This is a genomic window from Pseudomonas sp. XS1P51, from assembly GCF_054897845.1.
This window is the reverse complement of the sequence record NZ_CM142707.1, coordinates 4,153,969-4,178,355: the sequence shown is the minus strand read 5'-3', so window position 1 is coordinate 4,178,355 and position 24,387 is coordinate 4,153,969. Positions and strand designations below refer to the sequence as shown.

The following is a 24,387-nucleotide window of genomic DNA, read 5'->3' as shown; positions in this document are numbered from 1 at the left end:
CTCTCAAATCAGACTTTTAGTAATTCGTTAAAGGCGCGGGCGCGGCGTGTCACTTCAGCCGTGCTCTCGGCGCCAAACAGGCCATGGACCACCGCCAGCAGATCGACCCCGTGGGCCACCAGCGGGGCAGCGTTGTCCAGGGTGATGCCACCGATCGCGCAGATCGGCAGGTGCAGTTTGCTGCGGGCCTGGTCGAGCAGTTCGAGGCTGCAGGTCGGGGCGCCGGGTTTGGTGTTGGAATTGAAGAAACGGCCGAAGGCGACGTAACTGGCGCCTTCCCTGGCGGCCTGCTCGGCGAGTTCGAGTTGCGCGTGGCAGGTCGAACCGATGATTGCCTGACGACCGAGCAGGGCGCGGGCCGGGGTCAGCGGGCCATCGGTCTGGCCCAGGTGCACGCCGACGTTCAGGCGCGCGGCCAGTTCGGCGTCGTCATTGATGATCAGCTGGGTCTTGTAGCGTTCACACAGATCGCGCAGGGCTTCGGCCTCACGCAGGCGGCGGGCCTCGTCGCTGCTCTTGTCGCGGTATTGCAGCAGGGTGACGCCGCCTTCCAGCGCCGCCTCCACGTACGAAAGAAATTTACCGGCCAGTAACTGGCTGTCGGTAACGGCGTACAGGCCACGTAGTTTCATCGGACAAGCCTCTGCGCTTTATGCATGGAAAGTTACGAACAGAAGTCCAGTGGCAACCGGCGTGGCACGAACTGGCCTTTGCCTAGCTGCTCCGCATCACGCAGGGTGCGCCACGTGTAGTTAAGCGCGGTCTGCACGGCGCTGACGAGGTTTTCACCCTGAGCCAGACGACCGGCCAATGCGCTGGCCAACGTGCAGCCCGAACCGTGGTAACTGCCGGGCAAGCGCTGGCAAGTGTAGGTCTCGCGCAGACCGTCGCGGCTGTACAGGCGATTGTGGATTTCGTGTTCATCGCCGTGGCCGCCGGTGATCAGCAGGTGTTTGACGAACGGCAGGAGTTTTTCAGCGCACTCGTCCGCGGTGCCTTCAGGCAGTTCGGCGAGGATGCGGGCTTCAGGAAGGTTAGGGGTGGCAATGATTGCCAGGGGCAGCAGGCGTTCGCGCATCGCATAGCCGACTTCATCCTTGCCCAGTCGTCCGCCACCACCGGCGCGTAGCACCGGGTCGCAGACCATTGGCAAGTGCGGGTGCGCCTCAAGCAGTTCGACCACCGTGTCGACCATTTCCAGGGAACCGAGCATGCCCAGTTTCACTGCGGCGACTTCGGAATCGTTGAGCACGGCATTGGCCTGGGCCAACACCCACTCACGGTCGAGAACGCGAAAGTCAGTGACGTTGACCGTGTCTTGCACGGTCAGGGCGGTGACGGCCGGGGCCGCATGACAACCCTGGGCGAGCAGGGCTTCGATATCTGCCTGCAAGCCGGCGCCACCACTTGGGTCGTGGCCGGAGAGACAGAGGACAACGGGGCGAGAGCTGTAGATATTCATGGTGCGCGAGCTTACCACCAGTCGACCAGCGAGTCATGACACGGACCTTGTAGCCGCTGGCGAAGCCTGCGTTCGGTTGCGTTGCAGCTACAGGAATGCGGCCAGCAGCCGATGCATTATTACAACCTGACCGAGGAAACAGCTCTGGCTCAATATATGCCGCTGTAACGCCCGTTCTAGAGCGGTTGTAGGAAAAATTTCAATGGTGTTCAATGGCCGCCAACGGCTATGCTAGAGTGGATCCAAACCAATAACAGGTAATACCGGTTTTACGTCTACTCAAAGGGAATGAGGGGCTTCCTGAGATAACCGGACAGGCCACGCTGGGGCTTAAATGCGCTATTTGCTGATGTTGCTGTTTTGCTTGCCCCTCATGGCGAGCGCAGTCGAATTCGATGAATTCACTCAAAGCCTTCCGCTGGGCCGAACCCTGCAAGTGTTCGAAGACGCGGGTGGTCAGGCGACCATCGCCGATGTCCGTGCGCAAGCGGCAGCCGGAAATTTCAAACGCCACGATAAAGCCACCCTCAACGCCGGTTATTCGCGTTCGGCGTTCTGGCTGAAAATCGACCTGCATTACCGTCCGACCAACCCGTCCGCACAACGGACCTGGTTGCTGGAACTGGCCTATCCGCCCCTCGATCACCTTGATCTGTACTTGCCTGATGCTGCCGGTGGCTTTCAGTTGGCCCGACAGACCGGCGATGCCTTACCGTTCGCCAGTCGCGAGATCCGCCAGAACAATTATCTGTTCGACCTGAACTTCACCCCTGATCAAACGCAAACCGTGTACCTGCGCCTGCAAAGCGAAGGGTCGATCCAGGCCCCGGTCACGTTGTGGTCGAGCACCGCTTACCTCGAAGAACAACCGATCCGGCTCTATGTGTTGGGGCTGATCTACGGCGTGTTGCTGGGGATGCTCGTCTATAACCTGTTCATCTACCTCAGCGTGCGCGACACCAGCTATCTCTATTACATCTTCTACATCGCCTCGTTCGGCTTGTATCAGCTGTCGGTGAACGGCGCGGCCGTGCAATATTTCTGGCCGAATAATCCGTGGTGGGCCAACGCCGCGACGCCGTTCTTCATCGGTTGCGCCGGGCTGTTCGGCAGCCAGTTCGCCCGCAGTTTCTTGCAGACGGCCACTCACAGTCGCTGGCTCGACCGCTTGTTGCTGGCGTTGATTGCGTTTGGCGCGGCGGTGGTCGGGTTGTCATTGATGACCAGCTACGCCTTGGCGCTACGCCTGGCGACGACGCTGGCGCTGACCTTCACCGTGGTGATTTTCGCCGCAGGGATTTTCGCCTGGCTGCGCGGCCTGCGAGTGGCACGGTATTTCATCATTGCCTGGTCGGCGTTTTTGCTCGGCGGCATCATCAACACGATGATGGTGCTGGGTTACCTGCCGAATGTGTTCCTGACCATGTATTCCAGTCAGATCGGTTCGGCGATTGAAGTGGCGCTGCTGTCCCTGGCTCTGGCCGACCGCATCAACGCCATGCGCGAGCAGCAGGCGCAGACGTTGTTCGATGCCGGGCAAACGCTCGAAGTGCTGAACCAGCAACTGGCTCACAGTAACAAGCTCAAGGACGAATTCCTCGCCACCCTGACCCACGAGTTGCGCACGCCCATGAACGGTGTGATTGGTTCGCTTGAACTGATGCAGACCGTCGAGATGGATGCTGAACTGGAGCAATACCAGCAAACTGCCGCCGGTTCCGCGCGGGACATGATGCGCATGGTCAACGGCATCCTCACCCTGACCGAGTTGCAGGCCGGCAAACTCAAAGCCTCTGCGGTCACCTTCAGTTTGCGCGGCGTGGTCGATGCCTTGCGTGCGCAGTTCGAGGGCAATGCTTCAAGCAAGTCGCTGGACTTCAAAGTCGACGTCGCGCCAGGGCTGCCGGACCGTTTGTACGGCGACAGCGCCAAGTTGGCGCAATGCCTGGAATGCCTGCTGGATAACGCGATCAAATTCACCCGGGTCGGCGGCGTGGCACTGCGGGTGACGGGGAAGTCTGTGGAACCCGACCGGTTCGCACTGTCCATCGCGGTCATCGACACCGGCATCGGCTTCACCGATTTGGGGGAGGCGACCCTGTACCAGCGGTTTTTCCAGCTCGACGGTTCCATGACCCGTGAGTACGGTGGCCTGGGCGTCGGTCTGGCCATTTGTCGGCAACTGATCGAATTGCTCGGCGGACGCCTGACTCACCGTTCCGAGCCTGGCAGCGGCAGTCGCTTCCAGCTCGATGTCGAGTTCGAATTGCCCACGGTGGAACGGCCATCGGTGCCCCTGATGACCCGGGCATTCCCGCGCCTGCGATTGCCTCAGGACTGCACGGTGCTGCTGGTCGATGACAACAGCATCAATCAATTAGTGATGCGCGGGATGTTGCTCAAACTCGGGTTTCGGGTGCGCACCGCCGACAGCGGGGCCGCCGCACTCGATCACTTGCAGCGCGAGGCGTTTGACGCCGTACTGCTTGATTGCCAGTTGCCGCCATCGAACGGCGTGTCCGTCTGCTGCCAGATCCGCGCCTTGCCAGGTTGCGCCGAGTTGCCGGTATTCATGATTGCCTTGAGCAATGACCGGGAGCGCTGCCCGACGGGCGCCCTGATCGATTACCTGAGTAAACCAGTGAAATTCGAGGACTTGCAGGCAGCGCTCTATCGTCGGGTGCTCTGTCCGAAACAGGGTGAAAGCGCCGACAGTTAGGCAGATATGACACTTTGATCGGCCAAGGGGCAGTGCTTAACTGAAATCCCTTGGCTGACCAAAGGAGCCCCGTCATGAACCTGCATCAGTTCGCCGAAACCCACGAAGTCACCAACCAGCCACCATCGCTGGACGGCACCAACCTGTATCGCATCGACCTGCCTTTGCAGGAGTGGTCGCGGCGTTTCGGTGCCGGTTGGGCCGAGTCGCGGATCGACGCCTATGGCGCACTGGCCGGCGGGCCGCTGATGGAGGCGGGGTTCCTCGCCAATCAGAACAAGCCGGTATTCAGCAGTCATGACCGTTATGGCCATCGCATCGACCTGGTGGAATTTCACCCGGCCTATCACGAACTGATGCGCACCGCGGTCGAACACGGTTTGACCTCGCTGCCCTGGGCGCATCCGCAATCCGGCGCTCACGTCGCCCGCGCTTCCATGACTTATCTGCACAGCCAGGCCGAAGCCGGCAGTGGTTGCCCGCTGACCATGACTTTCGCCAGTGTCCCGGCGATGCGCCTGCAACCGGATCTGGCCGAGCAGTGGCTGCCGAAAATCCTCGCCACCGAATACGACCCGCGCAACGTCGGCATGGCCCACAAGGCCGGTGTCACCATCGGCATGGCCATGACCGAGAAACAGGGCGGCACCGATGTGCGGGCCAACACCACCAAGGCTTATCCCGTAGGCGCCGGTGGTCCGGGCCAGGCCTACGAACTGGTGGGGCATAAGTGGTTCTGTTCGGCACCGATGTGCGATGCCTTCCTGACCCTGGCTCAGACGGACAAGGGGTTGACCTGTTTCCTGCTGCCGCGCCACCGTCCGGACGACAGGCGTAATCAGTTCTACATACAGCGGCTGAAGAACAAACTCGGCAATTGCTCCAACGCTTCCAGCGAAGTGGAGTTCCGCGGTGCGCTGGCCTGGATGGTCGGCGAAGAGGGGCGGGGCGTTCCGACCATTATCGAAATGGTCGCCATGACCCGCTTCGATTGCATGGTCGGCTCAAGTGCCTTGATGCGCCAGGCGCTGACCCAGGCCAGCCATCACTGCGCCCACCGCAGCGTCGGCGGCAAGCTGCTCAGCGAACAACCCTTGATGCAGAACGTGCTGGCCGACCTCGCGCTGGAAAGCGAAGCCGCCCTGGCCTTGAGCCTGCGCATGGGTCGGGCACTGGATCATCTGGATGACAGCCATGAAGCCAAATTCGCTCGACTGGTGACGGCGGTGGGCAAGTACTGGATCTGCAAGCGTGCGCCCGCGATGATCAATGAAGCCGCCGAGTGCATGGGCGGCGCCGGGTATGTCGAGGAAAGCATCCTGCCGCGCCTGTACCGTGAGGCGCCGGTCAACTCGACGTGGGAAGGTTCCGGCAACGTGCAATGCCTCGATGTGCTGCGGGCGTTGTCGAAGGAGCCGGGTGTGCTCGATGTGCTGTTCAGCGAGTTGGGGGACGGTCATGGCGACAAACGTCTGGCCGCGCACATCAGCCAATTGCAGGCGGCCTTCAAGGACACCGACGACATTCAGTACCGTGCCCGGCAGTTGACCGAAGACATCGCGTTGGGGCTTCAGGCCAGGTTGTTGCTGGAGGCCGGAAACGCTGCGGTCAGTGATGCCTTCATCGCCAGCCGCCTGGGTTCGGCCGGTCGGGTGTATGGCGCATTGCCGCGAGGGCTGGATGTGGAAGCGATTGTGGCCCGGTCGACCCCACAAGGCCTCTGACCACTCCTTCGTGATCGATGCTGATCCAATGTGGGAGCGAGCCTGCTCGCGATAGCGGTGTAACAGGCGACTTCAATGTTGGATGTTGCTCAGTCATCGTGAGCAGGTTCGCTCCCACACTGGATTGATGGTGTGCACAGCATTTGTGTATCAGCACGCCACTGTTCCCGTGAAGCGACGATGCAGGCAAGATGAAGGTCTGCAAGTCAGAACACAGGATGCTGATCGTGACCGAAGCTTTTATTGTCGTTCAAACCGCCGAGCAAGCCGTGGATCGGCTTGCGCTCTTGCACAATCGTGCAACCACCGCGCTGAACCAGGCGCTCAAGCGTTACCTCAAGGATCGTGTTGAACCGGACGCCGAACAGCGTGCGATGTTTCGTTATCCTGAATTGCGTCTGACCTACCATTGCCAGGGCGAAGTCCCACAGACCACTCGCGCCTATGCCAAGGTTCAGTTGCCGGGGACCTACAGCGTCACCGTCACCCATCCGGCAGCCTTCCGCAAATACCTGCTGGAACAACTCGTTCCGTTGATGCACGACTTCACCGTCACCGTGGAAGTCGGCATCAGCCAGCAAAACATTCCTTATCCGTACGTGGTCGAGCAGGGCGATGAGCTGGCCGGTTCCGGCGTCACTGCCGCCGTGCTGGCACGAGTCTTCCCGAGTACCGATCTGTCGGCCGCAACCGACGGCATTGCCGATGGTTTGTACGATTGGGAAAACACCGATCCGCTGCCCTTGGCGCTGTTCGACGCCGCGCGGGTGGATTTCTCCCTGCGCCGACTGGTGCATTACACCGGCAGTGACTGGCGCCATGTGCAGCCGTGGATTCTGTTGACCAACTACCACCGCTACGTTGACCAGTTCATCGTTCATGGCCTGGAGCAGTTGCGCAGCGACCCGCGTTTCGTGCGCATGGTCTTGCCCGGTAACGTCATCATCGAAAAGAGCATGGACCACGGCGAAGCCTCGGCGATTGCCGCGGGCGTGGTCTGGCATCGTTATCAGATGCCGGCCTATCACCTGATTGCCAGTGACGGTCACGGCGTGACCTTGGTGAACATCGGCGTCGGCCCGTCCAACGCCAAGAACATCACCGACCATTTGGCGGTACTGCGTCCGCATTGCTGGCTGATGATTGGCCACTGCGGCGGTTTGCGTCAGTCCCAGACTATTGGCGACTACGTATTGGCTCACGCCTACATGCGTCGTGACGGGATTCTCGACCGGGTCGTGCCGCCGAACATTCCGATTCCGGCATTGGCCGAAGTGCAGATGGCGTTGCAGCAAGCGGCGGCCAACATTACCGGCGAGAAGGGCGACGAGCTGAAGAAACGCCTGCGTACCGGCACCGTGCTGACCTACGACGACCGTAACTGGGAATTGCGCTGGGCTCAGGAACGTCCGCTGATCAACCTGTCTCGCGCTGTGGCGGTGGACATGGAAAGTGGCACGATTGCCGCTCAGGGTTATCGCTTGCGGGTGCCGTACGGCACGTTGCTCTGTGTCTCGGACAAACCGCTGCACAGTGAAATCAAGCTGCCGGGCTCGGCCAACGCCTTCTATGAACGCGCGGTCAGCCAGCACTTGAAGATCGGTATCGAGGCGGTGGACCTGTTGCGCACTGAACTCAACTCGCTGCACTCGCGCAAACTGCGCAGCTTCGACGAGCCGCCGTTCCGCTAACGGTTGTCATGGTCATTTAGCGGTCAGGGCACTAGCATTAGCAGCCCTGACCGTTAGATGTTCTCTTCGCCATGTCCCGTCCTCAACGTCCCGTTTCGCGCCGTCCTGGCGTGAAGCCTGCGCCATCGTCCTCAGCCCCGCGCCGTGTCGCCAAAGCACCGCCGGCCGAGCCGAAGCTGATCCTGTTCAACAAACCGTTCGATGTGCTGACGCAGTTCAGCGACGGCGAAGGGCGGGCGACGCTCAAGGATTTCATCGAGATTCCCGGGATTTACCCGGCGGGACGGCTGGACCGCGACAGCGAAGGTTTGCTGCTGCTGACCAACGACGGCCAGCTCCAGGCGCGTATCGCCGACCCGAAACACAAACTGGCCAAGACCTATTGGGTGCAGGTGGAAGGCGAGCCTAGCGTCGAGCAGTTGCAGCGTTTGCGCGATGGCGTGGAACTGAACGACGGCATGACCTTGCCCGCCGAGGCGCGGCAACTTGAAGAGCCGCAGCTGTGGCCGCGCAACCCGCCGGTGCGCTTTCGTAAAAGCGTGCCGACCAGTTGGCTGGAGTTGGTGATTCGCGAGGGCCGCAACCGGCAGGTACGGCGCATGACAGCGGCGGTCGGCTTGCCGACGTTGCGTCTGGTGCGGGTCAGAATCGGCGACTGGTCGATCGAAGGGCTCGATCAGGGCCAGTGGAAGGAAGTGCCGGCGCGTTTATAACGTGCCGGATTCGATCAGGCCGATCACCACGCTTTTGATCACGAACGCGGCCACGCCCAAGCCGAGTACGAAGAACAGGATGAACGAGCCGAAGCGTCCGGCCTTGGATTTTTTCGCCAGATCCCAGACGATGAAACCCATGAAAATGATCAGGATGCTAACCAGTCCGGTCATCATCCACTCTTCGAATACGGCAGGATCCATCGAATATCTCCAGCGCGGGCGGGGCTAAAAGGCGCTGGAGTATACGTCATGGCGGATTGGCGGGGCATTGACCTGCGGCAGTGTGCCGCAGCTATTCGTCGCCTGGCCCTACCTCATCTGACTTGCCTGATTTTTCGGACTTGTAGGAGCTGTCGAGTGAAACGAGGCTGCGATCTTTTGATCTTGTTTGTTAGTCAAAAGATCGCAGCCTCGTTTCACTCGACAGCTCCTACAGGCTCCTACAGACGCGGGTCTCAGCTGCGCAAATGAGTGAGGGGCAGTTCAGTGCTGTTGAGCACCTGGTTCAACACAAAACTCGACCGCACGCTCGTCACCCCTTCAATCCGGGTGAGGTGTCCCAGCAGCAGTTTCTGGTAGTGATCCATGTCCGGCACCACCACCTTGAGCTGATAATCCGCATCCATCCCGGTCACCAGGCTGCACTCCAGCACCTGCGGCAGCGTACGAATCGCCGCCTCGAAGTTCTCGAAGCGCTCCGGCGTGTGCCGGTCCATGCCGATCAGCACGTAGGCTGTCAGGCTCAAGCCGAGCATTTTGCGGTCCAAAAGGGCCACCTGGCGGGAGATGTAGCCGTCGTCTTCCAGTTGCTTGACCCGGCGCGAGCAGGGCGAGGGTGACAGGCCGATGCGTTCGGCCAGCTCCTGGTTGGAAATGCGCGCGTCACGCTGCAATTCCGCCAAAATGCTCAGGTCGTATCGGTCGAGTTTGCTCATCAATCAGGCCTTTGTCATAACTATTGCGGAAGATTATCTATCCAGGGTTAAAAATTGCGCAAGTAATGTTTATTTGAGCAATCTTCGCAATCCTCTGTCGCCGCCTCGGGCCTATTCTTATCACCAGAATCACTGCTCGGACAAACAGTCCACAGCGGCTCGCCCAATCAGGCCAGCTGCGGTCGCCACCCCCACCGGGGATGAGTCGGCCCCCGAGCTACACACTGTCCAGAAGACGGCGTGAGGTGAGCCAACGTCAAAAGCGTTGAGCACGGACGAAGTTCTCAAAGGGAGGCCGACGGGTCTCCCTTTTTTCTTGTCCGGATTTTGATGCCTGCCCTCAATAAATAAGTTGCGCGACTGATAACCTGTTGCAGAACCGGCCTGTGCTTTCCCAGTCTCATGTACAGGCCCTAACCCGCAGTGAGGAAAAGCATGAAGTCGCGCATCTGGCGTTTGGCCGGTGTTGGTTTGCTGTGTGTAAGTGTCACTGCGCAATCGCTGGCCGATGAGCCGCAGAATCGTGCTCCCGAAGGCGGGCAGCGTGGCTCGGATGGCCATCAGGGAAACAATCAGGGCCATGGCGGCAATAACCAGCCGCGACCGCAGAACAACCCGCAACAGAATAATCAGCCGCGGCCGCAAAACAATCCGCAGCAGAATCAGCCGCGCGCGCAGAACAACGAGATCATTCGTGGCGACAACAGCCGTCAGTTCGAGCGTAACGGTCAGAATCAGAACGGTGGCCAATGGCAAAGCCGTCCGCAGCCTGACTACAACAGTCCCGTGCGGCCACCGCCACCGCCGCCGCAGCTACCGGCCAATGACCTGCCGATCCAGGGCCGGCCCGACACCGTGCGCCAGACCCAGCAACCGCAGCGTGGTTATTATCAGGACGTGCCGCGGCGCAACGATAACAACCAGCACTGGCAGAACAGTGGTCCGCGCCCTGATGATCGTCGCTGGCCGGGTCGTCCGGACGGGCACGGCAATGGCTGGGGTTCCGGCCCGCAGTACCGGCCCGGTCATGTGATCGATCGCTTCCCGGACCGGGACTACCGCGTGCCCTATCGTGGTCAGGATTACTTCTACTCCGGCGGCTACTGGTATCGCCCGCTCGGCCCGCGCTATGTGGTGGTGCAGCCGCCTCGCGGGATTCGCGTCAGCTACTTGCCCGATTACGCCCGTGAAGTGTGGATCGGCGGTGCGTTGTTGTTCCTGGCGGCCGGTTCGTATTACGCCTATCAGGACAGCACTCAGGATTACGTCGTGGTCGAGCCACCCGTGCAACCGCAGCCGCAACCGGTCAGCAATGGCTATGACGTGGTGGCGTATCCGGCCAACGGGCAGTCGCCGGAGCAGGTCAATCAGGACGGTTACGAGTGCTATCAATACGCAGTGCAACAGAGTGGTTTCGATCCGCGAACTGCCACCTACCAACCGGACCCCTCGGTGGTGCAAGCCTACCGTCAGGCCCAGGGCAACTGCCTGAGCAGTCGCGGTTACCAGGTGAGTTACTGAGCCCGGGCTGCCTGCACTACTTCCTGCGGGTCGGCGTGCACCAGCACTTCGGCTCGCGGATAAGCCGCGTGAATCGCATCGGCGGCCTGATCGCTGATGCCGTGCGCGACTGACAGGGTCAACTCGCCCGGCAACTCCAGGTGCAGTTGCACAAACCATTGGTTGCCGGAAATCCGCGTGCGCAGGTCGTGCGCCCCCAATACCCCCGGTACACTGCAAGCCAGTTCGAGCATGTGCTGGCTGACATCCGGCGGCAGTTCTTCGTCCATCAGCACCGTAAAACTTTCCCGGGCGATATGAATCGCGCTCCAGAGAATGTACGCGGCGATGCCCAACCCGAACCAGGCGTCCACCTGATGCCAGCCAAACCCGGCCAGTATCAGCGCCACCAGAATGCTGCCGTTGAGCAGCATGTCCGAGCGGTAATGCAGGGAGTCGGCGCGCACCGCGTTGGAGCCGGTGGCCTTGACCACTCGATGTTGCACCATCAGCAGCGCCAGGGTCAGCGCCAGGGAAAATACAATCACCCCGATGCTGATCCACGGCGCTCCCACCGGTTCCGGATGTTTGAGCCGGTCGAACGCCTGCAAGGCAATCAGCATCGCACTGCCGCCAATGAACAACGCCTGCGCCATACCCGCCAGCGACTCGGCCTTGCCATGCCCGTAACGATGATCGTCATCGGCCGGGCGCAGGGCGTAATGCACCGCAAGCAGGTTGAGCAGCGAGGTGATGCCGTCGAGTGCCGAGTCGGTCAACCCGGCGAGCATGCTCACCGAACCGCTCAACCACCAGGCGATGGCCTTGGCGACGATCAGCGTACAGGCCACCGCTACCGAGGCACGGGTCGCCAGCCGCAGCAGGCGGGCGTGTTCGGAGCTGGAAATCATAGGGGCGGCTTTTCCTTTATGTGTTCCTTCACGTGCGCGGATTACGCGGCAGGTTGCAGGCCGAGCAGCGCCAGTTGCTGGGTGCTGCCCTTGTGCTGGATCAGGCGTGGGTCGTCGAGCGGGAAGCTGCGGCCCAGTTCGGTTTCCAGAATAGTCTGCAACTTGTGGGTATCGACCTTGCCGTCGGCACCGATGGCTTCCTTGAGTTTTTCCGGGGCTACCTGTGCGGTCTCGCCTGGCGCGTAGTAAATCGCGCCGGTGGCGAAGTCCACGGCAAACGCGATCAGGCCGGGAATGATATAGAACAGCAGGCCCACGGCATCGAGCGCGGCGATGGCAGGGTCGATCTTGCCGTCGATCTGGCCACGGCGATCGGGGTAGAAAATCGAACCGCAAGCGGTCACTTGGGTCAGCAATGTCGCGACCAATACACCGCCAATCAAGCGAAAGGGAACACGCATATGAAATCTCCTGAGTCATCTGGAAAACGAAGCGTCGTCGATATGAATTAGGACCGCGACAAACGCCAGGCAGTTCGCCGTTATACTCGGCCCTCTGTTTGGGAGCCAGCATGATTTCTTTGCCGATTGATGAAGTTTTACCCGCCCTGCGTGAAGCCTTGGCGACATCGGATTCGATGCTTCTTGACCATGGCCAGTGAAGCGCTGCTACTCGCTGGCGACATCCACGTGATGATCATCGCTCCCAATGCGAGCACAGGATGATGCTGCACAGATTCGTTCGCTCAAAACCCGGGTCCTTGAACGCGAGGAAATCATCGTTGAATGTACCGAATGTACTGCCCGGCCTGTGCTTCATCCCGTGATAAAACTCGTCGATCATCTTAAGAGCGAAATCGGCTTCTCGAGGATAGGCGGCGACTACCGATTCGCGTTGCTCGTCTGTGAACTGATCAAAACCACGGCCAGCCACGTCCATTCCCGCTCCGGCCTGCAGCAGTGCAATCTCTGAATGCATATGTTCTGGAATGCCCGGAGTCGTATGGAGAGCGATAGCATTCCAGACTTTTTCGATATCCCCCTCGGCAATACCATGAGTGCGCAGGAAGTCTCGCGCGGCATTCGCGCCGTCCACCTCGAAGCGAAGTTGACTCTTCTGGTAGATGGATGTCAGACCGATGTCATGGAACATCGACGCGGTGTATAGCAGCTCCGGGTCATAGATCAGTCCCTTTTGCTTTCCGATCAGGGCTGCCCAAAAATAAACACGGCTCGAATGGGAAAACAGCAACTCACTTTCAGTGTCGCGAATGAGTTGCGTAACCTCGCGCGCTAGTTTGCTGTCGGGAACCCTGACGTCGAAAACAATGTTGGTTGCCATGATTTTTCTGTTTCTCCGATCGGTCATTACCTGCAAATGATCCTGCGAAGTTGCCCGCCAGTCAGTAAACGCGATCTCGAACGACAGCATCACATGGCAGCAGCCTGTGGACCTCGTCGAGCTCCGTGGCGTGATGGATTCCCCATTCGATCAGAGACTCCAGGATGGGCCGCAGGCTTTCGCCAAGCGGGGTGAGCAGGTATTCGATCCCCTGACGATCCTCGGCGCTGGCTTGCCGGCTCACCATTCCATGTTCCTCAAGCGCTCGCAGTTGCTCGATCAACACCTTCTGTGAAATGCCGACAATGCGCTGCTCCAGATCACAGGTGCGTTGCGGGCCTTCCAGCAAAACATAAAGGATGACCGCCTTCCAGCGCCCGGAGAGGATTGCCAGCGTGCGCTCGATCGGCAAGCCCGGCAGTCTATTGATTGTCTTCATTTGCCACCACTGACCAAACGGTGTGTAGAGGGGGATGACTCGCGAAAAGTACGCTTTCCTTCCGATCAAACCGACCCGAAGGAAGATCCATGATAAACCTGTTTGAATCTCGATTGATGGGCGACACCGTGCTGCTGAAGAACCGCATTGTCATGGCGCCCATGACTCGCACGCGGACGTCCGAGGGTGACGTCCCGAATGAGTTGATGGCCACCTACTATGGGCAGCGGGCCAGTGCCGGCCTGATCGTGGCCGAGGCAACCGACGTTGCTCCGTCCAGCAACGGTTATGCGATGACCCCCGGCATCTACACGCAAGCCCAGCGGCAGGGCTGGCGTCTGGTGACCGATCAGGTTCACCACAATGGCGGCGCGATATTTTTGCAGTTGTGGCACGTCGGCAGGATGGCCCATCCATCGCTCATGCCGAACGGCGAGGCTCCTTGGGGGGTAACCGAGGAAAGGGCCGAGTCGCAGGTGTTTGCCCACGGCCCGGATGGCAAGTTGGACCATATCCCTGCTGGCAAGCCCAGACGCTTGAGGACGGACGAAGTGTTGGCTTTGGTCGGCACTGTGACGCAAGCCTGCGTCCAGGCACGGGAGGCCGGATTTGACGGTGTCGAAATCCACGGAGCCAACGGCTATCTGTTCGAGCAGTTCATGAACTCGGTGCTCAATACGCGCACCGATTGCTTCGGAGGCGGTAGCGTAGAAAACCGTACACGGTTCCTGTTGGACGTCGTTGAAGCGGCGGTGCGTGAGTTGGGCCCTGGACGCGTGGGTGTTCGCCTGTCCCCGTTCGGCAAGTTCAACGGTATTGCGGCGGACCCTCTTACCGAGGAAACCTTGTTGTACGTCGCTGAGCAATTGACTCGTCTTGGCGTCGCCTATCTGCATCTGGTGTACGAACTGATGCCTGAGCAGAACATGGAGGTTGCCGAATTCAAAGCCAATCATCTCGACCACGCTTTGCTTGCCAGGATTCGGCAGGCGTTCTCTGGCGCAATCATCTGGTGCGGTGGCTTCACTGATCGCAAGAGCGCTCAGGATGCGCTCGACACCGGGTTAGTGGATTTGATTGCCTTTGGCAGACCCTATATCGCAAACCCGGATCTGGCTGAGCGTCTCAAGCACGGCTGGCCGTTAGCCGAAGCGGACCGATCAACTTATTACACCCGGCGCGGCGAAATCGGTTACACGGACTTCCCTGTCTATCCCGATCAGTAATGTTGCGCGCGGCGTAGGGATGAGGTGGTTCGTACTTTCCGGATCGGTCGAACACTCTGCGCCGTTATACTGCTCAGTCTGCCTGGGAGCCACCATGAATTCTTTACCAATCGACGCCGCTCTGCCGGCACTTCTTCAAGCGTTGAAGAGCCGCCATGAGGTTGTTCTGCAAGCACCGCCCGGTGCTGGCAAGACCACCCGCGTTCCATTGGCAGTGCTGCGCGAAGAGTGGCTTGGTGAGCAGACCATTCTGATGCTTGAACCTCGTCGGCTGGCAGCGCGTGCCGCCGCGGAGAGGTTGGCCAGTGAGTTGGGGGAGAAGGTCGGAGAGACTGTCGGGTATCGAATTCGCCTGGAAAGCCGCGTGGGTCCACGCACTCGCATCGAGGTAGTGACCGAAGGCATTTTGGCTCGTCGACTTCAAGAAGACCCCGCTCTTGAAGGCGTAGGGTTGGTCATTTTTGACGAGTTCCACTCGCGAAACCTTGATGCGGATCTCGCTTTGGCGCTCACTCTCAATGGCCGTGAATTGCTGCGCGATGAGCTCCCCCTGAAGGTGCTGGTGATGTCCGCAACACTGGAAGGCGAGCGTCTTTCGCGATTGCTCGATGACGCCCCGGTGATCACTAGCGAAGGCCGTATGTACCCCGTCTCCAATCTCTGGGGGCGGCCATTTCAGCCTGGTGAGTTCATCGAGCCGCGAGTTGTCCAGGCCTGCCTGGATGCGATCGAAGAGCAGGGCGGCAGCATTCTCGTATTTCTTCCAGGGCAAGCGGAAATTCGAAGGGTCAATCAGCAACTGGCAGAGATGCTCGGCGAGCGCAGCGACATACTGCTCTGCCCGTTACACGGCGAACTCGAGCTCAGTGCCCAGCGTGCTGCGATTGATCCCGCGCCTGAAGGTAAGCGCAAGGTCGTGCTGGCGACCAACATTGCCGAAACCAGCCTGACCATCGAAGGGGTAAGAGTCGTCATTGATGCCGGGCTCGAACGCGTACCGCGTTTCGATCCGCGCAGTGGAATGACTCGCCTGGACACTCAACGTATTTCCGTTGCCAGTGCCACACAACGCGCCGGACGAGCAGGGCGACTTGAACCCGGGGTCTGTTATCGATTGTGGTCAGAGGCTCAGCATGACCAGCTTGCCACCTATAGCAGCGCCGAGATTCTCCAGGCTGATCTCGCCGGGTTGGCGTTGCAGCTGGCTCGTTGGGGCGTGATCCCCAGCCAGCTGAAGTGGCTCGACCAACCGCCGCCAGCGGCGTTCTCTCAAGCACGGGATTTGCTGCATCGGTTAGGCGCCCTGCATCCCGACGGGCGTCTTAGTGCCCATGGCCAGGCAATGGCTGAAGTGCCCGCCCATCCGCGCATTGCTCATCTGTTACTTCGTGGTCATTCGTTGGGCTTGAGTGACATGGCCTGTGATGTTGCCGGCTTGCTGGGTGAGCGAGATATTCTGCGTGGAGCGGGAGCGGACCTCCATAGTCGCCTGATGATGGTTTCGGGTGAGCAAAAGGCTCAGCGCGGCGTTCAGGGCGGCGTGCAACGGGTGCGCCAGATTGCGCGCCAGTACCGTACTTATTTGCGTGGCCAGTCACCCCAATCAGTTTCAGACCCGGAGCACTCGCGCTGGCTGGGTTGTTTGTTGGCTTTTGCCTACCCGGATCGAGTGGCGCAGCAGCGTCGTCCGGGCGGTGCGGAGTATCGACTGGCGAACGGGCGGGCGGCCTTGTTCAGCGAGGCTGACGCCCTCATGAAGCATCCTTGGCTCGTCATCGCCGACCTCGGCAGCCGTCAAGGGCAACGAGAGGAGCGCATCTATCTGGCCAGCGACTTCGACCCCGCGTTGTTTGACTCCGTTCTGGCTGAGCAAGTGCGGGTTGTCGATCAGCTGGATTGGGATGAACGCGAGGGCGTTTTGCGCGCAGAGCGCCAACGCAAAGTGGGCGAGTTGGTGCTCGCCACTGAGCCGTTGACTGGCCTCGATGAGGCTGCGAGAACGCAGGCTTTGGTCAATTTAGTACGCCGCAAGGGTCTGGAGCTTTTGCCTTGGACGCCGGAGCTGCGTCAGTGGCAGGCGCGGGTGGCGTTGTTGCGGCAGTTGGACCTCGGTAGCAAGAGCGAAAGTGAATGGCCGGATGTCAGCGATGCCGCACTGTTAAAGAACCTCGAACACTGGTTGATGCCGTACCTGGGCAAAGTCTCGCGGCTCAGTCACTTCGCTAATCTGGACCTGTCGAGCATCGTCCGCAACTTGCTGCCGTGGCCGTTGCCGCAACGGCTGGATGAGCTGGCGCCGCATCATTTGAGCGTGCCGTCGGGTTCGTCGATTCGTCTGGATTACAGCGAGCAACCACCGATTCTGGCGGTGCGTTTGCAGGAGCTGTTTGGCCTGGCCGAGACCCCACGGATTGCCGGTGGCCGGCAGGTGGTCAAATTGCATCTGCTGTCGCCGGCGCGGCGGCCGGTGCAGGTAACGCAGGACCTGGCGAACTTCTGGCGCAGCACCTACGCCGAGGTGAAGAAGGACTTGAAGGGTCGGTATCCGAAGCATTACTGGCCGGATGACCCGCTGGTGGCCGAGGCGACGGCGCGGATCAAACCCCGTAAAAGCTGAAGATCAAAAGATCGCAGCCTTCGGCAGCTCCTGCATTGGAATGCGAAACCCTGTAGGAGCTGCCGAAGGCTGCGATCTTTTCACAGGCACCACAAATCTAAGGCGCTGCTGGAAGCAAGAACCGCGCAATCACCGGCAAATGATCGGAGATCCGCAACGTATCGTCCTGCCTCACCATCGCCTCGACCCGTTTGATACGCGGGCTGTAAAACAGGTAGTCGACAGTCCGGTCCGGGCCGTTCAAGCCCGGGTCATTCGGGTAATGGGTCAGCCATCGCTCTCGGTCGACACCACCGGCTTCGTTGTTGGTCGGAATCATCGGGTATTTGTCCCACAGCACATGCAGCGCGCTGTCGGCAGAGTACGGCGTGCGTTGCTCATCGGGCAGGCGTCGATATTGGCCTAGCGGCAACAGGTTGAAGTCACCGCCGATGAGCCACGGAGTGCCGCGGCTTTCATACTTGTCGAGTACTTTGGCGACGGCGGTCACCTGGGCTTGAAGCGTGTCGTCGGTTTGGGTGGCGCGATCCAGATGCGTATTGAGCACCACCATCTGGCCGCCGTCGCTCAAGGGCAGGTAGGTGACCAGCAAGGCGTTTTTCGGTTGGAACTGGCGACTGATAAAGTTGACCGGCGCGACCGGCAGTTGCAGGCGTTGGGCGTGTTCGATCCGGTAGCGACTCAGGGTTGCCAATTGTCGGCCAACACTGCCGAAGATGTGCGGCTCAGGCACGAAATCGGCCTTCCAGTCGAAGGCGTGAGCACTGCACGGATAAAGGTCGGTGACCCGTTCCTGGAGCAGTTTGAGCTGATTCTGATAATCACTGGCCTTGGCGCCGTCATCGAGTTCCTGCAACAGCACGATGTCCGGTTGCTCGTCGCGAATGACCCGCGCCACTTCATCGAGGCTGAAGGCCATGTCTTCCGGGGTGGGACTTTCGTCGCTGCCGCCGGCCAGATCATTCCAGAACACGTAGCGTTTGCCCGCCAGGTACTGGACGTTCCAGGTCATCACCTTCAGCGCCTGGCCGGGGACCAGGCTTGGCGCCTGAACGCTGCAACTGACCGGCAGCGCTTCCTTGGCCTCGGGGCGCCAGGTCAGGCTGTAGATCAGCACGCCAATCAGGCCGATGGCGATCAGCAGGCCCAGCAGGGTGTAGCGCAGTAGTCGGGTCATGGCTCGGCTTATAGCGTTACAAAAGATGGCCCCGAGCATAACCGAGACATGCACCGAAGCCCATGGTTAGAGCGGCCCATCAATTTTCTCCGGCACATCGCCGATCAGCATGAACAAGCGGAACAGCACCACGCTGACGAACAGTTGCAGGAAGCTGTGGGCGCTGTCGATCAGCAAGGAAATCACCGGGTTCTGCGGTTCTGGGTAAACCGCCAGGGTCGCGCCCTTGAGCACCCACAACGGGCCCATCACACACAGGATACACACCAGAATGCGCAGGAAATTACCGCGGGTCAGGCGCAGGCTTTCCTTCATCGCCGCCAGCGGGGCCAGGCCGCGTAACACCAGCAGATATTCGCTGAACGCCAGGGTCACCATCAGCCAGATGCCCGGCAGGAAATACAGCGACAGGCCGATCAGGATCAGTAACGTATTGAGCGCCGTCAGTAGGGCGAAGCGCGGCCACAGGTAGGCAGACCTCGACAGCAGATCGCGGGTGCGCGGTGATTCGCCACGACTGCGGGCATCGAGAAACAGGATCAGCGCGCCGGTGTACAGCGGATAAACCAGCAGGCCGACCATCACGCTGATGCCGGGGAAACTGTCCGGCTCGGTGGAGTGGTCGACCACTTGTTGCAACAGCGCCTCGAAGATCACCAGCGGCAGGCACAACCGCACGATCTGGCCCAGATTGCGCTTGAAGAAATACAGAGAGTCACGCAGTACATCGAACGAATTCATCAGTCGGTATCGCAGGTTGAAAGCAGTGGCCCACTTTAACCGATGAAGCGCTTTTGGGCGCAAACGTAAACGTTCGGTAAAGGTCATTGAAACATCCTGTATCAGCCTCCATTACGGATGAGCACCTTATCCACAGTGGATGAGGGCGACGATATTCCCGGCAATCTACGAGGTCGCCATGAACAGCGAAGAACAAACCCTGATCGATGGACTGTTTTCCCGGCTGCAACAGGCCGAAACGGACTCAGCCCCGCGCGACGCCCAGGCCGAGGCGCGGATCAAGGAGCACCTGACTCGCCAACCCGCGGCAGGCTATTTCATGACCCAGGCGATTCTGGTGCAAGAGGCAGCCCTCAAGAGCCTCGACGAACAGAACAAGCAACTCACCCGGCAAGTCCAGCAATTGCAGGCCGAACTGCAATCGGCCAAGGCTCAGGCCACCGCGCCGGCGCCCAGCAGCGGCGGTTTTCTGTCGAGCATCTTCGGTGGCAGCTCCCGTGATCCGCAGCCAGCGCCCGCCCAAAGCGCACCGCCATCGAGCGGTGGCGGCTGGCGTGAGCCGGCGCGGCCTTCGTTCAACGCCCAGCCGCCACAGCAGAACTTCGGTGCCCCGCAGCAAAACTATGCACCGCAACAGCAGGCGCCAGGGGCTGGCAGCAGTTTCCTCGGTGGTGCGCTGAAAACGGCGGCCGGCGTGGCCGGTGGCGTGATGCTGGCGCAAGGCATCAGCAGCCTGTTCCATCACAATCAGCAACCCGAGGAAGTGGTCGAAGTCATCAAGGAAGAACCGGCGCAGGTCAACGATCAGAGCGACAGCGGTAACGGCTGGGGCGACGATCAGCGCGTGACTGACAGCAACGCCAACGATCAGGGTGGCTTTACCGACGCCGACTACAGCGATGACAGCTCGTCGTTCTTCGGCGGCGACGACGATTCCTTCGTCTGATACACCTGTGGCGAGGGCGCTTGCACCCTCGCCACATGGCCGATTATTCGCGGAACAATCCTTATGGCTGGCATACTGGGCAACTTTTCGGGCCTGGTGCCTGATCTTGCCCGCGCGCCAGCGCTCAAAAATGAGGATGCACGGTGAAAAAAATCGCAGTGTTCGCCGACGTCCAGAACCTCTATTACACCGTGCGCCAGGCCTATGGTTGCCACTTCAACTACGCCGCCCTGTGGGCTGACATCAGCAAGCAGGGGGAGATCGTCGAGGCCTATGCCTATGCGATCGATCGTGGCGACAGCAAGCAGCAGCAGTTCCAGCAGATCCTGCGCAACCTCGGCTTCACCGTGAAGCTTAAGCCCTACATCCAGCGCAGCGACGGCTCGGCCAAGGGCGACTGGGACGTGGGCATCACCATCGACATCATGGACGCTGCCGCCCACGTCGACGAAGTGGTGCTGGCCTCCGGCGATGGTGATTTCGACATGCTGCTGGAGCGCATCATCAGCAAGCACGGCGTGCAAGCGGTGGCCTACGGCGTGCCGGGCCTGACGGCCAACTCGCTGATCCGCGCCGCCAGCCGCTACGTGCCGATCGAAGGCGCGTTGCTGCTCAAGAATTGATTTTTACGGAGTTGAAACAGGTTTGGAACGCATAGCAGTCATCGACTTTGAAACCACCGGGATCTCCCCGAGCAGCAGTTGCCGGGCCACGGAAATCGCCGTGGTGATCCTTGAACAGGGGCGCATCGTCGAGCGTTACCAGAGCCTGATGAACGCCGGCGTGCGCGTCCCGGCCTTCATCGAACAACTCACCGGCATCAGCAACGCCATGCTGCGCACCGCGCCATCGGCCGAGCAGGTGATGAACGAGGTCAACGAGTTCGTTGGCATCACGCCCCTGCTGGCTCACAACGCCGCATTCGACCAGAAGTTCTGGGACTTTGAGTTGGGGCGAATCAAACGCACACGCCTGCAGAACTTTGCCTGCTCACTGCTACTCGCCCGCCGCCTGATGCCCGCCGCGCCGAACCACAAACTCGGCACCCTCACCACGTTCGCCAACCTGCCTCACACCGGTAAAGCTCACCGGGCGATGGCCGATGCGGAAATGGCGGCCAACCTGACGGCGCATCTGGCGCAGGAGTTGCGGCAGAAGCACGGGTTGCGGGAGTTGTCCCATGATCTGCTGGTCAGCCTGCAGAAAGTGCCGGCGGCGAAGATCAATGAGCACCTCAAGCGCCATCGCGGGTTCTGACAGAAACACCGCCAATCCCCTGACCCCCCCCGAACCCCCTGTAGGAGCTGTCGAGTGAAACGAGGCTGCGATCTTTTGATCTTGTTTTTAAAGATCACAATCAAAAGATCGCAGCCTCGTTTCACTCGACGGCTCCTACGGAAGAACCATTTTTCCTTTCACATCCCCCGACGGCACGCGCTCGCGATGCAGGTGTATAGGGTGTTTAACGATGACTCTGATGTGACGATCGCTCCTACCCAATATTAGGAATTTGTCCGTCTTGCCCCGTACCTGTGGCATCGATAACCTCTCCAACGTCGCTGCCAATTCAGTGACCGGGTCTGCAAGCCCGCCGAAAATTTGTTTGGCGCCTACCGGCACCCATATAATCGCGTCGCTTTACTTAGCGACCATCGATTTATGGTGGCTGTGTGCGGGAGACCTTCGGGTCTGCCGGGGTTGCCGAATGACTCGGTCTTGCAGACCTGCACACAGCTGCCACCCATTACCTGCAAGTGATGCTGGCCGCTTCAATCCTCGTTCGGAGAAGCACATGGTCAAAGTTACCCCTAATCCCCCCGAAGACTCTGCGCAATCAGCTTCAAGCGAAGCTCACTTCATCCCCAAAACATTCATCCGTCATCACATCCAGTTGCGCGCACTTTTACTGCATGCAGAGCCCTGGTTCTGCGCCCGCGATATCGGCCGGCTAATGGGTGTGGATATAAACGGCAGACAAGCGCTCAAGCTCGATGAGGATCAGCGGCGGATGATGCATTTGTCCAGAAGCGATGACGTGCAAGAAACCTTGATGCTCAGTGAGTCAGGCGTGTACGCGATGCTGGTGTATCACTATTGCCCGGAAAACCGTCATTTACGGCGATGGTTGACCCACCATGTGGTGCCGATGTTGCGGGAGGCGGCGGGACCCGTGTCGACTCAAGCGCCGCATATGCGGGCGATGGAGTGGGCCGGTGGAACGCTGCGGCTGCTGCATTGGCGGAAGGAACCTTGGGTTCGCCTGCGGGATATGCCGGGTTTGTTGTCTGCCAGTTACAGCGGCGTTTGATAGATCGCTTCGCGGGCAAGTCGAATCGTCGCACCGCCGCTCCCACAGGGTCGCCTGTGGGCGCGGGTTACGGCCAACCTGACGGCGCACCTGGCGCAAGAGTTGCGGCACAAGCATGGGCTGCGGGAGTTGTCCCATGATCTGCTGGTCAGCTTGCAGAAAGTGCCGGCGGCGAAGATCAATGAACATCTCAAGCGGCATCGCGGGTTCTGACAGAAACACCACCAATCTCCCGAACCCCCAATCCCCTGTAGGAGCTGTCGAGTGAAACGAGGCTGCGATCTTTTGACTTTGCCTTGTAAGAAACAAGATCAAAAGATCGCAGCCTCGTTTCACTCGACAGCTCCTACAAGGGCGCTATTTGCCAATTCCTTCTAGCTGACCTAATGGCACGCGCTTCTCTATCGCGCTCGACAACACAATCGACGTCTTGCTGAACCCGAATTTGGCAATCCGGTTGATCAGCTCTTCCAGCTCCGGCATCGAGCCCACCGCCGCCTGCATGATCACGCATGGATCCCCCGTCACCCGGTGGCATTCGGTCAGTTGTGGGATTTTGATCAGGTCGTCGTAAGCTTTCTGGTTGCCGTGCTGGTTCAGACGCAGTTCGATCACGCACTGGATCGGCAATCCAAGCTTGGCCATGTCGACTTTCGCCTGGTAACCGGTGATGACACCGCACGCTTCGAGTTTGGCCACGCGCTCGGCGACGGCCGGGGCAGACAGGTTGACCTTGCGCGCCAGGTCGGCGTAAGACGCACGGCCGTTTTCCAACAGGGCGCTGAGGAGCATTCGGTCGTATTTGTCCATGGTCGAACTCCTGAAAAATGACTGACTTTCGAAAGCACGGTTTATAGCGGTGATCTCCGTGTTTTAAAAAGTGTACCGGCGCTATAAACAGGTTTTGTAACTTATTTTCCGCCGTTGGCCTTTCTAGAATAGCTGTTCACTTGCCTTGCCTACGAGCTGCCCCATGCCTGGCCTACGCCGCTTTCCCTTACCGTTGATCGCCGCCTTTTTCGCGTTGTATGTGATTTGGGGCTCGACCTATCTGGTGATTCGCATCGGCGTGGAGTACTGGCCGCCGTTGCTGCTCGCCGGTATTCGTTTCGTGATTGCCGGTTCGCTGATGTACGGCTTCCTGCGCTGGCGCGGGGCGCCGGCACCGACCTGGGCGCAATGGAAGGCGGCAGGGATCATCGGGATTTTGCTGCTCGCTTGTGGTAACGGCGGGGTCAGTGTGGCGGAACACACGGGTGTCGCCTCCGGCGTGGCGGCATTGGCGGTGGCGACGGTGCCGCTGTTTACCTTGCTCTGTGGATATTTCTGGGGCGCACGTAATACCCGTCTCGAATGGGCGGGGATTGTGCTCGGCCTGATTGGTATTGCCATGCTCAACCTCGGCTCGAATCTGCAATCGAGCCCGTTGGGCGCTGCGTTGCTGATATTCGCGGCAGCGGCCTGGGCTTTCGGCTCGGTGTGGAGCAAGCACTTGCCGTTGCCTCAGGGCGCGATGGCCAGTGCCGTGGAAATGCTGGTGGGCGGCGTGGCGCTACTGATTGGCAGTGCGCTGAGCGGTGAGCATCTGGAAGCCATGCCACCGATCGAAGGTTGGGCCGCCCTGGCCTATCTGACGTTCTTCGGTTCGATCATCGCCTTCAACGCCTACATGTATCTGTTGAAAAATGTGCGTCCGGCGGCGGCCACCAGTTATGCCTATGTCAACCCGGCGGTGGCGGTGTTGCTGGGGATCGTGTTTGTGGGCGAGACCATTGGTATCGAAGAAGCATTGGCCATGTTGGTGATCATCAGCGCTGTGGTGTTGATCGGTTTGCCGCAGTGGCGCCGGGCGCCGGAACGACCTGCTGCCGTGGTGCAGACAGAATCGAGCGTGAATTAGGGTAAACTGCGCGCCATTGCACACTTGTTTTGCA

The 24,387-nt window shown here is 60.0% G+C and carries 23 protein-coding genes and 2 pseudogenes; 14 read left to right on the top strand and 11 right to left on the bottom strand.

Features of this window, described 5'->3' with window-relative positions:
- Positions 1 to 8: 8 nt before the first annotated feature.
- Together thiE and ACYZUD_RS19475 are read right to left on the bottom strand one after the other, a co-directional pair.
- A complete protein-coding gene (thiE, locus tag ACYZUD_RS19480; RefSeq protein WP_462019735.1) occupies positions 9 to 632 on the bottom strand; it encodes a thiamine phosphate synthase in 624 nt (207 codons plus the stop codon).
- Positions 633 to 664: 32 nt separating this feature from the next.
- Positions 665 to 1,462 (bottom strand): hydroxymethylpyrimidine/phosphomethylpyrimidine kinase, encoded by a 798-nt coding sequence (locus ACYZUD_RS19475; protein ID WP_462019734.1) that lies wholly within the window; start codon positions 1,460 to 1,462, stop codon positions 665 to 667.
- 334 nt (positions 1,463 to 1,796) lie between these two features.
- Between ACYZUD_RS19475 and ACYZUD_RS19470 the strand changes: the two genes are divergently transcribed.
- From ACYZUD_RS19470 to ACYZUD_RS19455, 4 genes are all read left to right on the top strand, one after another.
- Positions 1,797 to 4,181: a 7TM diverse intracellular signaling domain-containing protein gene (locus ACYZUD_RS19470; protein ID WP_462019733.1), complete on the top strand. Its 2,385-nt coding sequence runs from the start codon at positions 1,797 to 1,799 to the stop codon at positions 4,179 to 4,181.
- 74 nt (positions 4,182 to 4,255) lie between these two features.
- Positions 4,256 to 5,905 carry an acyl-CoA dehydrogenase family protein gene (locus tag ACYZUD_RS19465; protein ID WP_462019732.1) on the top strand — a complete coding sequence of 550 codons (1,650 nt, stop codon included), beginning with the start codon at positions 4,256 to 4,258 and terminating at the stop codon, positions 5,903 to 5,905.
- Between the two features lie 191 nt (positions 5,906 to 6,096).
- Positions 6,097 to 7,596 (top strand): AMP nucleosidase, encoded by a 1,500-nt coding sequence (amn, locus tag ACYZUD_RS19460; RefSeq protein WP_193560094.1) that lies wholly within the window; start codon positions 6,097 to 6,099, stop codon positions 7,594 to 7,596.
- A 71-nt stretch (positions 7,597 to 7,667) separates the two neighbouring features.
- Positions 7,668 to 8,309 carry a pseudouridine synthase gene (locus ACYZUD_RS19455; protein ID WP_462019731.1) on the top strand — a complete coding sequence of 214 codons (642 nt, stop codon included), beginning with the start codon at positions 7,668 to 7,670 and terminating at the stop codon, positions 8,307 to 8,309.
- Here ACYZUD_RS19455 and ACYZUD_RS19450 read toward each other — a convergent pair.
- Together ACYZUD_RS19450 and ACYZUD_RS19445 are read right to left on the bottom strand one after the other, a co-directional pair.
- The gene (locus ACYZUD_RS19450; protein WP_007937369.1) at positions 8,304 to 8,513 is read right to left on the bottom strand and encodes a DUF2788 domain-containing protein; all 210 of its coding nucleotides are present in this window, start codon (positions 8,511 to 8,513) and stop codon (positions 8,304 to 8,306) included. The two genes, ACYZUD_RS19455 and ACYZUD_RS19450, sit on opposite strands and share 6 nt — an antisense overlap.
- A gap of 254 nt (positions 8,514 to 8,767) precedes the next feature.
- Positions 8,768 to 9,247: an Lrp/AsnC family transcriptional regulator gene (locus tag ACYZUD_RS19445; RefSeq protein WP_007937367.1), complete on the bottom strand. Its 480-nt coding sequence runs from the start codon at positions 9,245 to 9,247 to the stop codon at positions 8,768 to 8,770.
- 435 nt (positions 9,248 to 9,682) lie between these two features.
- Here ACYZUD_RS19445 and ACYZUD_RS19440 point away from each other — a divergent pair, with 435 nt between their 5' ends.
- Positions 9,683 to 10,768: a DUF6515 family protein gene (locus ACYZUD_RS19440; protein WP_462019730.1), complete on the top strand. Its 1,086-nt coding sequence runs from the start codon at positions 9,683 to 9,685 to the stop codon at positions 10,766 to 10,768.
- Here the strand turns inward: ACYZUD_RS19440 and ACYZUD_RS19435 are convergent.
- On the bottom strand, positions 10,762 to 11,658 hold the full coding sequence (locus ACYZUD_RS19435; RefSeq protein WP_462019729.1) for a cation diffusion facilitator family transporter: 897 nt from the start codon (positions 11,656 to 11,658) through the stop codon (positions 10,762 to 10,764). The genes ACYZUD_RS19440 and ACYZUD_RS19435 overlap by 7 nt on opposite strands.
- A 41-nt stretch (positions 11,659 to 11,699) precedes the next feature.
- Positions 11,700 to 12,119: a hypothetical protein gene (locus ACYZUD_RS19430; RefSeq protein WP_017340970.1), complete on the bottom strand. Its 420-nt coding sequence runs from the start codon at positions 12,117 to 12,119 to the stop codon at positions 11,700 to 11,702.
- 110 nt (positions 12,120 to 12,229) lie between these two features.
- On the opposite strand from ACYZUD_RS19430, the pseudogene ACYZUD_RS19425 reads away from it, so the two are divergent.
- Positions 12,230 to 12,307: pseudogene (locus tag ACYZUD_RS19425) on the top strand (DEAD/DEAH box helicase); the annotation flags it as partial.
- Positions 12,308 to 12,354: 47 nt separating this feature from the next.
- Here ACYZUD_RS19425 and ACYZUD_RS19420 read toward each other — a convergent pair.
- Together ACYZUD_RS19420 and ACYZUD_RS19415 are read right to left on the bottom strand one after the other, a co-directional pair.
- Positions 12,355 to 13,089, bottom strand: coding sequence for an HD domain-containing protein (locus ACYZUD_RS19420; RefSeq protein ID WP_462025078.1), 735 nt, complete (start codon positions 13,087 to 13,089; stop codon positions 12,355 to 12,357).
- Positions 13,061 to 13,411, bottom strand: a complete 351-nt coding sequence (locus tag ACYZUD_RS19415; protein ID WP_462019728.1) for a winged helix-turn-helix transcriptional regulator — start codon at positions 13,409 to 13,411, stop codon at positions 13,061 to 13,063. The genes ACYZUD_RS19420 and ACYZUD_RS19415 overlap by 29 nt, the downstream gene beginning before the upstream one ends.
- Before the next feature lie 116 nt (positions 13,412 to 13,527).
- Between ACYZUD_RS19415 and ACYZUD_RS19410 the strand changes: the two genes are divergently transcribed.
- Both ACYZUD_RS19410 and hrpB read left to right on the top strand, forming a co-directional pair.
- A complete protein-coding gene (locus ACYZUD_RS19410) occupies positions 13,528 to 14,664 on the top strand; it encodes an alkene reductase (RefSeq protein WP_462019727.1) in 1,137 nt (378 codons plus the stop codon).
- Positions 14,665 to 14,758: 94 nt separating this feature from the next.
- Positions 14,759 to 17,281, top strand: a complete 2,523-nt coding sequence (gene hrpB, locus ACYZUD_RS19405) for an ATP-dependent helicase HrpB (protein ID WP_462019726.1) — start codon at positions 14,759 to 14,761, stop codon at positions 17,279 to 17,281.
- 97 nt (positions 17,282 to 17,378) lie between these two features.
- Here the strand turns inward: hrpB and ACYZUD_RS19400 are convergent, their stop codons facing one another.
- Together ACYZUD_RS19400 and ACYZUD_RS19395 are read right to left on the bottom strand one after the other, a co-directional pair.
- Positions 17,379 to 18,458: an endonuclease/exonuclease/phosphatase family protein gene (locus tag ACYZUD_RS19400; protein ID WP_462019725.1), complete on the bottom strand. Its 1,080-nt coding sequence runs from the start codon at positions 18,456 to 18,458 to the stop codon at positions 17,379 to 17,381.
- 66 nt (positions 18,459 to 18,524) lie between these two features.
- The gene (locus ACYZUD_RS19395) at positions 18,525 to 19,199 is read right to left on the bottom strand and encodes a YciC family protein (RefSeq protein ID WP_462019724.1); all 675 of its coding nucleotides are present in this window, start codon (positions 19,197 to 19,199) and stop codon (positions 18,525 to 18,527) included.
- Between the two features lie 178 nt (positions 19,200 to 19,377).
- On the opposite strand from ACYZUD_RS19395, the gene ACYZUD_RS19390 reads away from it, so the two are divergent.
- The 5 genes and pseudogenes from ACYZUD_RS19390 to ACYZUD_RS19370 form a co-directional block, all read left to right on the top strand.
- On the top strand, positions 19,378 to 20,145 hold the full coding sequence (locus ACYZUD_RS19390; protein WP_462019723.1) for a DUF2076 domain-containing protein: 768 nt from the start codon (positions 19,378 to 19,380) through the stop codon (positions 20,143 to 20,145).
- A 143-nt stretch (positions 20,146 to 20,288) separates the two neighbouring features.
- Entirely contained in the window at positions 20,289 to 20,768 is a 480-nt protein-coding gene (locus ACYZUD_RS19385) for an NYN domain-containing protein (RefSeq protein WP_201116187.1), read from the top strand.
- A 22-nt stretch (positions 20,769 to 20,790) separates the two neighbouring features.
- Positions 20,791 to 21,402, top strand: a complete 612-nt coding sequence (locus tag ACYZUD_RS19380; RefSeq protein ID WP_046048736.1) for a 3'-5' exonuclease — start codon at positions 20,791 to 20,793, stop codon at positions 21,400 to 21,402.
- 535 nt (positions 21,403 to 21,937) lie between these two features.
- A complete protein-coding gene (locus ACYZUD_RS19375) occupies positions 21,938 to 22,453 on the top strand; it encodes a BRO-N domain-containing protein (protein WP_462019722.1) in 516 nt (171 codons plus the stop codon).
- Between the two features lie 60 nt (positions 22,454 to 22,513).
- Positions 22,514 to 22,666 (top strand): annotated as a pseudogene (locus tag ACYZUD_RS19370) (3'-5' exonuclease); the annotation flags it as partial.
- Between the two features lie 144 nt (positions 22,667 to 22,810).
- Here the strand turns inward: ACYZUD_RS19370 and ACYZUD_RS19365 are convergent.
- Positions 22,811 to 23,263, bottom strand: coding sequence for an Lrp/AsnC family transcriptional regulator (locus ACYZUD_RS19365; protein WP_462019721.1), 453 nt, complete (start codon positions 23,261 to 23,263; stop codon positions 22,811 to 22,813).
- A 163-nt stretch (positions 23,264 to 23,426) separates the two neighbouring features.
- On the opposite strand from ACYZUD_RS19365, the gene yedA reads away from it, so the two are divergent.
- The gene (yedA, locus tag ACYZUD_RS19360; protein ID WP_462019720.1) at positions 23,427 to 24,353 is read left to right on the top strand and encodes a drug/metabolite exporter YedA; all 927 of its coding nucleotides are present in this window, start codon (positions 23,427 to 23,429) and stop codon (positions 24,351 to 24,353) included.
- Positions 24,354 to 24,387 lie beyond the last annotated feature (34 nt).

Bases quoted from the DNA above. Each gene is read 5' to 3' on its own strand.
- ACYZUD_RS19410 (WP_462019727.1), top strand. From the start codon at position 13,528: ATGATAAACCTGTTTGAATCTCGATTGATGGGCGACACCGTGCTGCTG.
- ACYZUD_RS19390 (WP_462019723.1), top strand. From the start codon at position 19,378: ATGAACAGCGAAGAACAAACCCTGATCGATGGACTGTTTTCCCGGCTG.
- thiE (WP_462019735.1), bottom strand. From the start codon at position 632: ATGAAACTACGTGGCCTGTACGCCGTTACCGACAGCCAGTTACTGGCC.
- ACYZUD_RS19430 (WP_017340970.1), bottom strand. From the start codon at position 12,119: ATGCGTGTTCCCTTTCGCTTGATTGGCGGTGTATTGGTCGCGACATTG.
- ACYZUD_RS19435 (WP_462019729.1), bottom strand. From the start codon at position 11,658: ATGATTTCCAGCTCCGAACACGCCCGCCTGCTGCGGCTGGCGACCCGT.
- ACYZUD_RS19365 (WP_462019721.1), bottom strand. From the start codon at position 23,263: ATGGACAAATACGACCGAATGCTCCTCAGCGCCCTGTTGGAAAACGGC.
- yedA (WP_462019720.1), top strand. From the start codon at position 23,427: ATGCCTGGCCTACGCCGCTTTCCCTTACCGTTGATCGCCGCCTTTTTC.
- hrpB (WP_462019726.1), top strand. From the start codon at position 14,759: ATGAATTCTTTACCAATCGACGCCGCTCTGCCGGCACTTCTTCAAGCG.
- ACYZUD_RS19375 (WP_462019722.1), top strand. From the start codon at position 21,938: ATGGTCAAAGTTACCCCTAATCCCCCCGAAGACTCTGCGCAATCAGCT.
- ACYZUD_RS19420 (WP_462025078.1), bottom strand. From the start codon at position 13,089: ATGCTGTCGTTCGAGATCGCGTTTACTGACTGGCGGGCAACTTCGCAG.
- ACYZUD_RS19440 (WP_462019730.1), top strand. From the start codon at position 9,683: ATGAAGTCGCGCATCTGGCGTTTGGCCGGTGTTGGTTTGCTGTGTGTA.
- amn (WP_193560094.1), top strand. From the start codon at position 6,097: ATGAAGGTCTGCAAGTCAGAACACAGGATGCTGATCGTGACCGAAGCT.
- ACYZUD_RS19455 (WP_462019731.1), top strand. From the start codon at position 7,668: ATGTCCCGTCCTCAACGTCCCGTTTCGCGCCGTCCTGGCGTGAAGCCT.
- ACYZUD_RS19470 (WP_462019733.1), top strand. From the start codon at position 1,797: ATGCGCTATTTGCTGATGTTGCTGTTTTGCTTGCCCCTCATGGCGAGC.
- ACYZUD_RS19400 (WP_462019725.1), bottom strand. From the start codon at position 18,458: ATGACCCGACTACTGCGCTACACCCTGCTGGGCCTGCTGATCGCCATC.
- ACYZUD_RS19445 (WP_007937367.1), bottom strand. From the start codon at position 9,247: ATGAGCAAACTCGACCGATACGACCTGAGCATTTTGGCGGAATTGCAG.
- ACYZUD_RS19395 (WP_462019724.1), bottom strand. From the start codon at position 19,199: ATGAATTCGTTCGATGTACTGCGTGACTCTCTGTATTTCTTCAAGCGC.
- ACYZUD_RS19450 (WP_007937369.1), bottom strand. From the start codon at position 8,513: ATGGATCCTGCCGTATTCGAAGAGTGGATGATGACCGGACTGGTTAGC.
- ACYZUD_RS19465 (WP_462019732.1), top strand. From the start codon at position 4,256: ATGAACCTGCATCAGTTCGCCGAAACCCACGAAGTCACCAACCAGCCA.
- ACYZUD_RS19475 (WP_462019734.1), bottom strand. From the start codon at position 1,462: ATGAATATCTACAGCTCTCGCCCCGTTGTCCTCTGTCTCTCCGGCCAC.